This is a genomic window from Streptomyces sp. NPDC005898 (assembly GCF_040629635.1).
In the GTDB taxonomy this organism is placed as follows: domain Bacteria; phylum Actinomycetota; class Actinomycetes; order Streptomycetales; family Streptomycetaceae; genus Streptomyces.
Window position 1 is genome coordinate 161132 of record NZ_JBEXWC010000008.1, and the last position, 12009, is coordinate 173140.

10 protein-coding genes are annotated in these 12009 nt (G+C 70.3%); all 10 read right to left on the reverse strand.

All coding sequences use genetic code 11. From position 1 onward, the window contains the following. Window positions 1–3 precede the first annotated feature (3 nt). Genes nuoL through ABZ385_RS14115 form a run of 10 tightly spaced genes read right to left on the reverse strand, consistent with a single transcriptional unit; the run spans window position 4 to window position 11977 of the window. Window positions 4–1950, reverse strand: a complete 1947-nt coding sequence (gene nuoL / locus ABZ385_RS14070) for an NADH-quinone oxidoreductase subunit L (RefSeq protein WP_358577256.1) — start codon at window positions 1948–1950, stop codon at window positions 4–6. A 10-nt stretch (window positions 1951–1960) separates the two neighbouring features. Then, the gene (gene nuoK, locus ABZ385_RS14075; protein ID WP_168543269.1) at window positions 1961–2260 is read right to left on the reverse strand and encodes an NADH-quinone oxidoreductase subunit NuoK; all 300 of its coding nucleotides are present in this window, start codon (window positions 2258–2260) and stop codon (window positions 1961–1963) included. Further along, window positions 2257–3096 (reverse strand): NADH-quinone oxidoreductase subunit J, encoded by an 840-nt coding sequence (locus tag ABZ385_RS14080; protein WP_358697550.1) that lies wholly within the window; start codon window positions 3094–3096, stop codon window positions 2257–2259. Before ABZ385_RS14080 ends, nuoK begins: the two co-directional genes overlap by 4 nt. Then, on the reverse strand, window positions 3093–3854 hold the full coding sequence (gene nuoI / locus ABZ385_RS14085) for an NADH-quinone oxidoreductase subunit NuoI (protein ID WP_358911457.1): 762 nt from the start codon (window positions 3852–3854) through the stop codon (window positions 3093–3095). The genes ABZ385_RS14080 and nuoI overlap by 4 nt, the downstream gene beginning before the upstream one ends. Beyond that, window positions 3847–5202: an NADH-quinone oxidoreductase subunit NuoH gene (nuoH, locus tag ABZ385_RS14090; RefSeq protein ID WP_358577454.1), complete on the reverse strand. Its 1356-nt coding sequence runs from the start codon at window positions 5200–5202 to the stop codon at window positions 3847–3849. The genes nuoI and nuoH overlap by 8 nt, the downstream gene beginning before the upstream one ends. Window positions 5203–5240: 38 nt before the next feature. Continuing rightward, window positions 5241–7751: an NADH-quinone oxidoreductase subunit G gene (locus tag ABZ385_RS14095; RefSeq protein ID WP_358911459.1), complete on the reverse strand. Its 2511-nt coding sequence runs from the start codon at window positions 7749–7751 to the stop codon at window positions 5241–5243. Continuing rightward, on the reverse strand, window positions 7748–9109 hold the full coding sequence (gene nuoF / locus ABZ385_RS14100; RefSeq protein WP_358577248.1) for an NADH-quinone oxidoreductase subunit NuoF: 1362 nt from the start codon (window positions 9107–9109) through the stop codon (window positions 7748–7750). Before nuoF ends, ABZ385_RS14095 begins: the two co-directional genes overlap by 4 nt. Next, entirely contained in the window at window positions 9109–9960 is an 852-nt protein-coding gene (nuoE, locus tag ABZ385_RS14105; RefSeq protein ID WP_358911460.1) for an NADH-quinone oxidoreductase subunit NuoE, read from the reverse strand. Before nuoE ends, nuoF begins: the two co-directional genes overlap by 1 nt. Next, the gene (locus ABZ385_RS14110) at window positions 9957–11279 is read right to left on the reverse strand and encodes an NADH-quinone oxidoreductase subunit D (RefSeq protein WP_358577243.1); all 1323 of its coding nucleotides are present in this window, start codon (window positions 11277–11279) and stop codon (window positions 9957–9959) included. Before ABZ385_RS14110 ends, nuoE begins: the two co-directional genes overlap by 4 nt. After that, window positions 11279–11977, reverse strand: coding sequence for an NADH-quinone oxidoreductase subunit C (locus ABZ385_RS14115; protein WP_358698343.1), 699 nt, complete (start codon window positions 11975–11977; stop codon window positions 11279–11281). The genes ABZ385_RS14110 and ABZ385_RS14115 overlap by 1 nt, the downstream gene beginning before the upstream one ends. Window positions 11978–12009: the final 32 nt, after the last annotated feature.

Sequence of the window (12009 nt, forward strand, 5' to 3'; positions counted from 1 at the left end):
GTATCAGACCGCCCTCATCAGCAGGGTCGCGGCGATGAGCACCGCAGCGCCGCCGAACATCGAGACCGCGTAGGAGCGGGCGTAGCCGTTCTGCAGGGTGCGCAGCCGCCCGGAGAGGCCGCCCATGGAGGCCGCCGTGCCGTTGACGACGCCGTCGACCAGGCTGTGGTCGACGTAGACCAGGGACCGCGTGAGGTGCTCGCCGCCGCGCACCAGGACGACGTGGTTGAAATCGTCCTGGAGGAGGTCGCGGCGGGCGGCCCGGGTGAGCAGCGAGCCGCGCGGGGCGGTGACCGGGACCGGCCGGCGCCCGTACTGGACGTAGGCCAGGGCGACGCCGATGACGAGGACCACCATGGTGGCGCCCGTGACCGTGGCGGCGCTCAGCGGCGAGTCGCCGTGGTCGTGGTGGGTGACCGGCTCCAGCCAGTGCAGGAAGCGGTCCCCGATGCTGAAGAAGCCGCCCGCGAACACCGATCCGAAGGCGAGCACGACCATCGGGATCGTCATGGACTTCGGGGACTCGTGGGGGTGCGGCTCCTCGTGCGCCCCGCGGTGCTCCGCGGCGGGCTCCACGTCCGGCTGGTCCGGGGAGGCGGTGGGGCGGTCGCGCCAGCGCTCCGCTCCGAAGAAGGTCATGATCATCACGCGTGTCATGTAGTACGCGGTGATGGCCGCGCCCAGGAGGGCCACCGAGCCGAGGATCCAGCCCTCCGTGCCGCCCTTGGCGAACGCCGCCTCGATGATCTTGTCCTTGGAGAAGAAGCCGGACAGGCCGGGGAAGCCGATGATCGCGAGGTAGCCGAGCCCGAAGGTGACGAAGGTGACCGGCATGTACTTCCTGAGGCCGCCGTACTTGCGCATGTCGACCTCGTCGTTCATGCCGTGCATGACCGAACCGGCCCCGAGGAAGAGCCCGGCCTTGAAGAAGCCGTGCGTCACCAGGTGCATGATCGCGAAGACGTAACCGACGGGGCCGAGGCCGGCGGCCAGGATCATGTAGCCGATCTGGGACATCGTCGAACCGGCGAGGGCCTTCTTGATGTCGTCCTTCGCGCAACCGACGATCGCACCGAACAGGAGCGTGACCGCTCCGACGACCGTGACGGCCAGCTGGGCGTCCGGCGCGGCGTTGAAGATCTCCCCGGAGCGGACGATCAGGTAGACACCGGCGGTCACCATGGTCGCGGCGTGGATCAGGGCCGAGACCGGGGTCGGGCCCTCCATCGCGTCGCCCAGCCAGGACTGCAGGGGCACCTGGGCCGACTTGCCGCACGCGGCGAGCAGCAGCATCAGGCCGATGGCGGTGAGCTTGCCCTCGCCGGTCTCACCGGTGGCCTCCAGGACGGGCCCGAAGGCGAACGTCCCGAAGGTGGTGAACATCAGCATGATCGCGATCGACAGGCCCATGTCGCCGACCCGGTTGACCAGGAAGGCCTTCTTCGCGGCGGTGGCCGCGCTGGGCTTGTGCTGCCAGAACCCGATCAGGAGGTACGAGGCGAGGCCGACGCCCTCCCAGCCGACGTACAGGAGCAGGTAGTTGTCGGCGAGGACCAGCAGGAGCATCGCCGCGAGGAAGAGGTTCAGGTAGCCGAAGAAGCGGCGGCGCCGCTCGTCGTGCTCCATGTACCCGATGGAGTAGACGTGGATCAGGGTGCCGACTCCGGAGATCAGCAGGACGAACGTCATCGACAGCTGGTCCAGCTGGAAGGCGACGTCCGCCTGGAAGCCCTCGACGGGGATCCAGCTGAACAGGTGCTGCGACAGGGCGCGCTCCTCGGCGCCCTTGCCCAGCATGTCCGTGAAGAGCACGGCGGCGACGGCGAAGGAGGCGGCGGCCAGCAGCGTGCCGAGCCAGTGGCCCACACGGTCCAACGCCCGCCCGCCGCACAGCAGTACGGCCGCTCCGAGCAGCGGCGCCGCGACGAGCAGCGCGATCAGGTTCTCCACTTTCAGCCCCTCACAGCTTCATCAGGCTGGCGTCGTCGACCGAGGCCGAGTGGCGGGAACGGAACAGCGACACGATGATCGCGAGCCCGACGACGACCTCCGCGGCGGCGACGACCATCGTGAAGAACGCGATGATCTGGCCGTCGAGGTTGCCGTGCAGCCGGGAGAAGGCCACGAACGCGAGGTTGCAGGCGTTGAGCATCAGCTCGACGCACATGAACACCACGATCGCGTTGCGCCTGATGAGCACGCCGGTCGCGCCGATCGAGAACAGCAGCGCGGCCAGGTAGAGGTAGTTGACCGGGTTCACTTCGACGCCTCCTCGGTCCGCCCGATGTCGGTGCCGCGCGGGTCGGGCCGCTCCAGACGGTCCGCGGAGCGCTGCTCCAGCGCCCGCAGGTCCTCCAGTGCCTGGCTCGACACGTCACGGATCTGGCCGCGCTCGCGCAGCGTCCTGTTGACCGTCAGCTCCGACGGGGTGCCGTCGGGCAGCAGGCCCGCGATGTCCACGGCGTTGTGCCGCGCGTACACCCCGGGGGCGGGCAGCGGCGGCAGGTGCTTGCCCGCGCGCACCCGCTCCTCGGCCCGCTCGCGCTGGGTCTTGGCGCGCTCCGTGCGCTCGCGGTGGGTCAGCACCATCGCGCCGACCGTGGCGGTGATGAGCAGGGCGCCGGTGATCTCGAAGGCGAAGACGTACTTGGTGAAGATGAGCCTCGCGAGGCCCTCCACGTTGCCGCCGGAGTTCGCCTTGCCGAGGCCGTTGAACTCGCTCACCGAGGCGTTCCCGATGCCCGCGAAGAGCAGTACCGCGAAGCCGAGGCCGCAGAGCAGGGCCAGCCAGCGCTGGCCCTTGATGGTCTCCTTCAGGGAGTCGGCGGCGGTGACGCCGACGAGCATGACCACGAAGAGGAAGAGCATCATGATCGCGCCGGTGTAGACGACGATCTGGACGATGCCGAGGAAGTACGCGCCGTTGGCGAGGTAGAACACCGCGAGGATGATCATGGTCCCGGCGAGGCAGAGCGCGCTGTGCACGGCCTTCCTCATCAGGATCGTGCACAGGGCGCCGATGACGGCGACCGTGCCGAGGACCCAGAACTGGAAGGCCTCGCCGGTGGAGGTGGAGTAGGCGGCGAGCTGCGTCATCGGCCTGCCACCTTCCCGGCCGCCGGTCCGCCTGCCACCTTCCCGGCCGCCGGTCCGCCGGCCGGCTTCCCGGCGACGGGGCCGCCGGCCACCTTCCGCGAGGCCGGTTCGCCGGCCCCGAAGTCGGAGGCCGCCTCCTGGGGCGTCTCGCCCTTGGAGAGCGCCACTTGGGGCACCGTCCCCGGGGCGGCCTCGGTGACCAGGCCTCGGTAGTAGTCCTGCTCGTCCATACCGGGGAAGATCGAGTGCGGGCTCTCGACCATGCCCTCCTCCAGCCCGGCGAGCAGCTGCTCCTTGGTGTAGATGAGGCTTTCGCGGCTGCTGTCGGCCAGCTCGAACTCGTTCGTCATCGTCAGCGCGCGCGTGGGGCACGCCTCGATGCACAGGCCGCACAGGATGCAGCGGGCGTAGTTGATCTGGTAGACGCGGCCGTACCGCTCGCCCGGGGAGTACCGCTCCTCCTCGGTGTTGTCCGCGCCCTCCACATAGATGGCGTCCGCGGGACAGGCCCAGGCGCAGAGCTCACAGCCGACGCACTTCTCCAGGCCGTCCGGATGGCGGTTCAGCTGGTGCCTGCCGTGGAAGCGGGGAGCGGTGGTCTTCTGCTGCTCCGGGTACTGCTCGGTCAGCCGCTTCTTGAACATGGCCTTGAAGGTCACGCCGAAGCCCGCCACAGGGTTCTGGAACCCCTGCTTCGATTGGTTCGACTCATGGGGTGACTCCGGCGATGCCGGCGATTCGTTGTGCGACTCAGCCATCGGACGCCTCCTTTCCGTCACTTCGGGTGCCGCCACTGGCGTCACCGCGGGTGTCACTGTGAGTATCCGGCCCGCCACTGACAATCAGCTCCCGCTCCTGGCGCGAGCGGCGGCGCGGGACGGGCGGAAGGCTCTGCCCGGGCAGCGGCGGCACGGGGAATCCGCCGGCCATCGGGTCGAAGGCGACCGGTTCCTCCTCGACCGCCGTCGCCTTCTCCCGCTTGTCGCGGAAGATGTCGACGACCACGGAGAGCAGCAGGAGCGCGATGACCCCGCCCCCCACGTACAGCGCGATCGAGGTGAAGTCGTAGTTCTCGTTCCGCAGCGCCCGGACCGTGGCGACGAGCATCAGCCACAGGACCGAGACCGGGATGAGGACCTTCCAGCCGAGCTTCATCAGCTGGTCGTAGCGCACGCGGGGCAGCGTGCCGCGCAGCCAGATGAAGAAGAACAGCAGCAGCTGGACCTTGACGACGAACCAGAGCATCGGCCACCAGCCGTGGTTCGCGCCCTCCCAGAAGGTGCTGATCGGATACGGGGCCCGCCAGCCGCCCAGGAAGAGCGTGACCGAGACCGCCGAGACGGTGACCATGTTGACGTACTCGGCGAGCATGAAGAGCGCGAACTTGATGGAGGAGTACTCGGTGTTGAAGCCGCCCACGAGGTCGCCCTCGGACTCCGGCATGTCGAACGGCGCGCGGTTGGTCTCACCGATCATCGTCACGATGTAGATGAGGAACGACACCGGCAGCAGCAGGACGTACCAGCGGTCGGTCTGCGCCTCCACGATCGCCGAGGTCGACATCGACCCGGAGTAGAGGAAGACGGAGGCGAACGCGGCGCCCATCGCGATCTCGTACGAGATCATCTGCGCGCAGGAGCGCAGGCCGCCGAGGAGCGGATAGGTGGAGCCGGAACTCCATCCCGCGAGCACGATGCCGTAGATGCCGACGGAGGCGACCGCGAGGATGTACAGCATCGCGATCGGCAGGTCGGTGAGCTGCATGGTGGTGCGCTGACCGAAGATCGAGACCTCGTTGCCGGCGGGGCCGAACGGGATCACGGCGATCGCCATGAAGGCCGGGATCGCCGCGACGACCGGGGCGAGGACGTAGACCACCTTGTCCGCCCGCTTGACGATCACGTCTTCCTTCAGCATCAGCTTGATGCCGTCGGCGAGGGACTGGAGCATGCCCCAGGGGCCGTGCCGGTTGGGTCCGATGCGCAGCTGCATCCACGCGACGACCTTGCGCTCCCACACGATGGAGAACAGGACCGTCACCATCAGGAACGCGAAGCAGAAGACCGCCTTCAGGGCGATCAGCCACCAGGGGTCGCGGCCGAACATGGACAGGTCTTCCGCCGCAAGCGGCACCACGGTGTGCGTCACGACGTCACCTCCGGGGCCTCGGTGGACTCCGGCGGGACCGCCGGGCCGATGCGGACGAGTTCGCCGGGGCGCGCGCCGGTGTCCGAAGCGACGCCTCCGCCCGTCGAGTTCAGCGGCAGCCAGACCACCCGGTCGGGCATCGCGGTGACCTGGAGCGGCAGCGCGGTCGACCCGGCCGGGCCGGTGACCGCGAGGAGGTCGCCGTCCTTCACGCCCGCCTCGGCCGCCGTGGCGGCGGACACGCGCGCGTGGGCGGCGTGCCGGGTGCCGGCCAGCGCCTCGTCGCCGTCCTGGAGGCGGCCCTGGTCGAGCAGCAGCCGGTGACCGGCGAGCACGGCCTCTCCGGCGGCGGGCCGCGGCGGCTGGGCCCCCGTCTCGCGGGGCTGATCCGCGTACGGTCCGCCCCAGCCGCCGAGCCGGTCCAGCTCGCGGCGGAGCGTGACCAGGTCGGGCAGCCCGAGGTGGACGTCACCGGCGTCGGCCAGCATGTGCAGCACGCGCGCGTCGGTGGGCGCCAGCCTGCGCGTCATGTGGTCCGGCTTCAGCGCGGCGTCGAACATCCGCGCCCGGCCCTCCCAGTTGAGGAAGGTGCCCGGCTTCTCCGCGACCGCGGCCACCGGCAGGACGACGTCGGCCCGCTGTGTCACCTCGCTGGGCCGCAGCTCCAGCGAGACCAGGAAGCCGACCGCGTCGAGCGCCTCACGCGCGCGTGCCGGGTCGGGCAGGTCGGCCACCTCCACGCCCGCGACGAGCAGCGCGCCGAGTTCGCCGGTCGCGGCGGCCTCGACGATCTGCCCGGTGTCGCGGCCGTAGCGGTGCGGGAGTTCGGCGACGCCCCAGGCGGCCGCGACCTCCTCCCGCGCGCGCGGGTCGGTGGCCGGGCGGCCGCCGGGCAGCAGCGACGGCAGCGCGCCCACCTCGACGGCGGCCCGCTCGCCCGCCCGGCGCGGGATCCACACCAGCTGGGCGCCGGTCGCCAGGGAGGTGCGCACGGCGGCGGTGAGTCCGCCGGGCACGGCCGCGAGCCGCTCACCGACGACGATGACGGCCCCGGGCGTACGCAGCGCCTCGGCGGCCCCGGCCCCGTCGTCCGCGAGTCCCACGTCGGCGGCGAGGGCGTCCAGCCACTCCGTCTCGGTGCCGGGAGCCGCGGGCAGCAGCGTGCCGCCCGCCTTCTCCAGGCCCCGTGTGACGTGCGTGGCGAGGGAGAAGGTGCGCTGGCCGTGCTTGCGCCAGGCCTTGCGCAGCCGCAGGAAGACGCCGGGCGCCTCCTCCTCGGACTCGAGACCGGCGAGCAGGACGGCGGGCGCCTTCTCCAGGGCCGTGTACGTGACGCCGGTCCCGTCCAGGTCCAGGCCCCGTCCGGCGACCCGGGCCGCGAGGAAGTCGGCCTCCTCGCTGCTGTGCACGCGCGCGCGGAAGTCGATGTCGTTCGTGTCGAGCGCCACGCGCGCGTACTTGCTGTACGCGTAGGCGTCCTCCACGGTGAGCCGGCCGCCGGTCAGCACGCCCGCCCGGCCGCGCGCGGCGGCCAGGCCGCGGGCGGCGACCGCCAGGGCCTCGGGCCAGCTCGCGGGCTCCAGCTCACCCGAGGCGTTGCGCACCAGGGGGGTGGTGAGCCGGTCGGGCCGCTGCGCGTAGCGGAAGGCGAAGCGCCCCTTGTCGCACATCCACTCCTCGTTGACCTCGGGGTCCTCCTGCGCGAGGCGGCGCATGACCTTGCCGCGCCGGTGGTCCGTGCGGCTCGCGCAGCCGCCCGCGCAGTGCTCGCACACCGACGGCGACGACACCAGGTCGAAGGGGCGGGAGCGGAAGCGGTACGCCGCCGAGGTCAGGGCGCCGACCGGGCAGATCTGGATGGTGTTCCCGGAGAAGTACGACTCGAAGGGGTCGCCCTCGCCGGTGCCGACCTGCTGGAGGGCGCCGCGCTCGATCAGCTCGATCATCGGGTCGCCGGCGATCTGGTTGCTGAACCGGGTGCAGCGCGCGCACAGCACGCACCGCTCGCGGTCGAGCAGCACCTGGGTGGAGATCGGCACCGGCTTCTCGTACGTCCGCTTCTTGCCCTCGAAGCGGGTGTCGGGGTCGCCGACCTGCATCGCCTGGTTCTGCAGGGGGCATTCGCCGCCCTTGTCGCACACCGGGCAGTCCAGCGGGTGGTTGATGAGCAGCAGCTCCATCACCCCGCGCTGGGCCTTCTCGGCGACCGGCGAGGTCAGCTGCGACTTCACGACCATGCCGTCGGTGCAGGTGATGGTGCAGGACGCCATCGGCTTGCGCTGGCCCTCCACCTCCACGATGCACTGGCGGCAGGCGCCCGCGGGGTCGAGCAGCGGGTGGTCGCAGAACCGGGGGATCTCGATGCCGAGGAGTTCGGCGGCGCGGATCACCAGCGTTCCCTTGGGGACGCTGATCTCGATGCCGTCGATGGTCAGCGACACGAGGTCCTCGGGCGGTACGGCCGCCGCGCCGCCCCCGGAGGGAGCGCTGTTCGTGGTCACTGTCATGCGTTCACCTCCGTGTGCTGGTCGGTGCGGTCGCTCCACAGGGTCGACCTGGCCGGGTCGAAGGGGCAGCCCTTGCCGGTGATGTGCTGCTCGTACTCCTCGCGGAAGTACTTCAGCGAGGAGAAGATCGGCGAGGCGGCGCCGTCGCCGAGGGCGCAGAAGGACTTGCCGTTGATGTTGTCGGCGATGTCGTTGAGCTTGTCGAGGTCGGCCAGGACGCCCTTGCCGGCCTCGATGTCGCGGAGCAACTGCACGAGCCAGTACGTCCCTTCGCGGCAGGGCGTGCACTTTCCGCAGGACTCATGGGCGTAGAACTCGGTCCAGCGGGTCACGGCCCGCACCACGCACGTCGTCTCGTCGAAGCACTGGAGCGCCTTGGTGCCGAGCATCGAACCGGCGGCGCCCACGCCTTCGTAGTCGAGGGGGACGTCGAGGTGCTCGTCGGTGAACATCGGCGTCGAGGAGCCGCCGGGCGTCCAGAACTTGAGCCGGTGTCCGGCGCGCATGCCGCCGCTCATGTCGAGCAGCTGGCGCAGCGTGATGCCGAGCGGGGCCTCGTACTGGCCGGGGTTGGTGACGTGGCCGCTGAGCGAGTAGAGCGTGAAGCCCGGGGACTTCTCGCTCCCCATCGACTTGAACCAGTCTTTTCCGCGATGGAGGATCGCGGGAACCGACGCGATGGACTCGACGTTGTTCACGACAGTGGGGCATGCGTAGAGGCCCGCGACGGCCGGGAAGGGGGGACGCAGTCGCGGTTGGCCGCGTCGGCCTTCGAGCGAGTCGAGCAGCGCCGTCTCCTCACCGCAGATGTACGCGCCCGCGCCCGCGTGCACGGTGAGTTCGAGATCGAGTCCGCTGCCCAGGATGTCCTTGCCGAGGTAGCCCGCCGCGTAGGCCTCGCGGACGGCTTCGTGCAGCCTGCGCAGCACGGGGACGACCTCGCCCCGCAGATAGATGAAGGCATGCGACGAACGGATCGCGTAGCACGCGATCACGATCCCCTCGATGAGGGAATGCGGGTTCGCGAAGAGGAGCGGGATGTCCTTGCAGGTCCCCGGCTCCGACTCGTCGGCGTTGACGACCAGATAGTGCGGTTTGCCGTCGCCCTGCGGGATGAACTGCCACTTCATCCCGGTGGGGAAGCCCGCGCCGCCGCGGCCGCGCAGGCCCGCGTCCTTCACGTACGCGATGAGGTCGTCGGGGGCCATGGCGAGTGCCTTGCGCAGGCCCTCGTAGCCGTCGTGGCGCCGGTAGGTCTCCAGCGTCCAGGGCTTGTCCTCGTCCCAGAAGGCCGTGAGGACGGGGGCGAGCAGCTTCTCCGGGCTGGTCTCGTTGTTGATCTCGGCGGCCAAGGTCATCACTCCCCCTCCTCGGCGGTCGGTCCGGCCGGGTTGGCCGGGTCGGATGCCGAGGTCTGCTGCGGTGCGTCGTGCGAGCTGAGGTGCTCGGCGGGGGCCTCGTCCTGCGGGCCCGCGGTGCGCGGGTGGACGACGCGTCGTTGGGGCGCCTCGCCCTTGGCCAGGCGCAGCCCGATCAGTGAGGCGGGGCCCGCGCCGCCGCTCGCCTCGACGGCGCCGGGCCGCTCGTCGGGGAAGCCGGCCAGGATGCGGGCGGTCTCCTTGTACGTGCACAAGGGCGCCCCGCGGGTGGGCCGTACGGTCTTGCCGTCGCGCAGGTCGTCCACGAGCCGCTTGGCGGACTCGGGGGTCTGGTTGTCGAAGAACTCCCAGTTGACCATCACCACGGGGGCGAAGTCGCAGGCGGCGTTGCACTCGATGTGCTCAAGGGTGATCTTGCCGTCCTCGGTCGTCTCGTCGTTGCCGACGCCGAGGTGGGCCTTGAGTTCGTCGAAGATGGCGTCGCCGCCCATGACCGCGCAGAGCGTGTTGGTGCAGACGCCGACCTGGTAGTCGCCGGAGGGCTTGCGCCGGTACATGGTGTAGAAGGTCGCGACGGCCGTGACCTCTGCGGTGGTCAGGCCGAGGACGTCGGCGCAGAACCGCATGCCGGTGCGGGTGACGTGCCCCTCCTCGGACTGCACGAGGTGCAGCAGGGGCAGCAGCGCGGACCGCGAGTCGGGGTAGCGGGCGATGATCTCCCGCGCGTCCGCCTCGAGGCGGGCCCGGACGTCGTCCGGGTAGGCGGGGGCGGGGAGTTGGGGCATGCCCAGGCTGACGCCCGCGGCCTTCTCCGAAGGAGTGGTGGTCACCGGTCGACGCCTCCCATCACGGGGTCGATGGACGCGACGGCGACGATGACGTCGGCGACCTGGCCGCCCTCGCACATCGCCGCCATGGCCTGGAGATTGGTGAAGGACGGGTCGCGGAAGTGGACCCGGTAGGGGCGGGTGCCGCCGTCGGAGACGACGTGCACGCCCAGTTCGCCCTTGGGTGACTCGACTGCGGTGTACGCCTGGCCGGCCGGGACCCGGAAGCCCTCGGTCACCAGTTTGAAGTGGTGGATCAGGGCCTCCATGGAGGTGCCCATGATCTTCTTGATGTGGTCGAGCGAGTTGCCGAGGCCGTCGGGGCCGAGCGCCAGCTGCGCGGGCCAGGCGATCTTCTTGTCGGCGACCATGACCGGGCCCGGCGCGAGCCGGTCCAGGCACTGCTCGACGATGCGCAGCGACTGCCGCATCTCTTCGAGGCGGATCAGGAAGCGGCCGTAGGAGTCGCAGGTGTCCGCGGTCGGGACCTCGAAGTCGTAGTTCTCGTAGCCGCAGTAGGGCTGGGACTTGCGCAGGTCGTGCGGCAGGCCGGCCGAGCGCAGGACCGGGCCGGTGGCGCCGAGCGCCATGCAGCCGGCGAGGTCGAGATAGCCGACGTCCTGCATGCGGGCCTTGAAGATGGGGTTCCCGGTGGCGAGCTTGTCGTACTCGGGAAGGTTCTTGTTCATCTTCTTCACGAACTCGCGGATCTGGTCCACCGCGCCGGGCGGCAGGTCCTGGGCGAGTCCGCCGGGCCGGATGTACGCGTGGTTCATCCGCAGGCCGGTGATCAGTTCGTAGATGTCGAGAATCAGTTCACGATCCCGGAAGCCGTAGATCATGATCGTCGTCGCGCCCAGTTCCATGCCGCCGGTGGCGATGCACACCAGGTGCGAGGAGAGGCGGTTCAGCTCCATGAGGAGCACGCGGATGATCGAGGCACGGTCCGGGATCTGTTCCTCGATGCCGAGGAGTTTCTCGACCCCGAGGCAGTACGCCGTCTCGTTGAAGAACGGCGTCAGGTAGTCCATGCGCGTGACGAACGTCGTGCCCTGCGTCCAGGTGCGGTACTCGAGGTTCTTCTCGATGCCCGTGTGCAGATAGCCGATGCCGCAGCGGGCCTCGGAGACGGTCTCGCCCTCGATCTCCAGGATCAGGCGGAGCACACCGTGCGTGGAGGGGTGCTGGGGCCCCATGTTGACGATGATGCGCTCGTCGTCGGCCTTCGCGGCGGCCTGGACGACCTCGTCCCAGTCGCCGCCGGTGACCGTGTAGACGGTCCCCTCGGTGGTCTCCCGGGCAGATGCGTGGGAAGTGCTCATCAGCTGTACGACCTCCGCTGGTCCGGAGCCGGGATCTGGGCGCCCTTGTACTCGACGGGGATGCCGCCGAGGGGGTAGTCCTTGCGCTGCGGGAAGCCCTGCCAGTCGTCCGGCATCATGATCCGCGTCAGGGCCGGGTGACCGTCGAAGATCAGCCCGAAGAAGTCGTACGCCTCGCGCTCGTGCCAGTCGTTCGTCGGATAGACGGAGACGAGGGAGGGGACGTGCGGATCGGCGTCGGGGGCACCGACCTCCAGCCGGATCAGCCGGTTGTGGGTCAGGGAGCGCAGGTGGTAGACGGCGTGCAGCTCGCGGCCCTTGTCCTCCAGGAAGTGCACTCCGCTGACGCCGGTGCACAGTTCGAAGCGCAGGGCCGGGTCGTCGCGCAGGGTCCGGGCGACGCGCACGAGGTGCTCGCGGGCGATGTGGAAGGTCAGTTCGCCTCGGTCGACGACCGTCTTCTCGATCGCGTTCTCGGGGAGCAGGCCCTGTTCCTCCAGGGCGCCCTCCAGTTCGTCCGCGACCTCGTCGAACCAGCCGCCGTAGGGGCGCGGGGTGGCGCCGGGCAGGGTGATGGTCCGCACCAGGCCGCCGTACCCGGAGGTGTCGCCGCCGTTCTCGGCGCCGAACATGCCCTTGCGTACGCGGATGACGTCGCCGGCCGCGTCGCGCGGGGCGGGGAGGCCGCCCCCGTTCAGGTGCTCGCCGGTGGCATCCGGGGTCTTGTCGT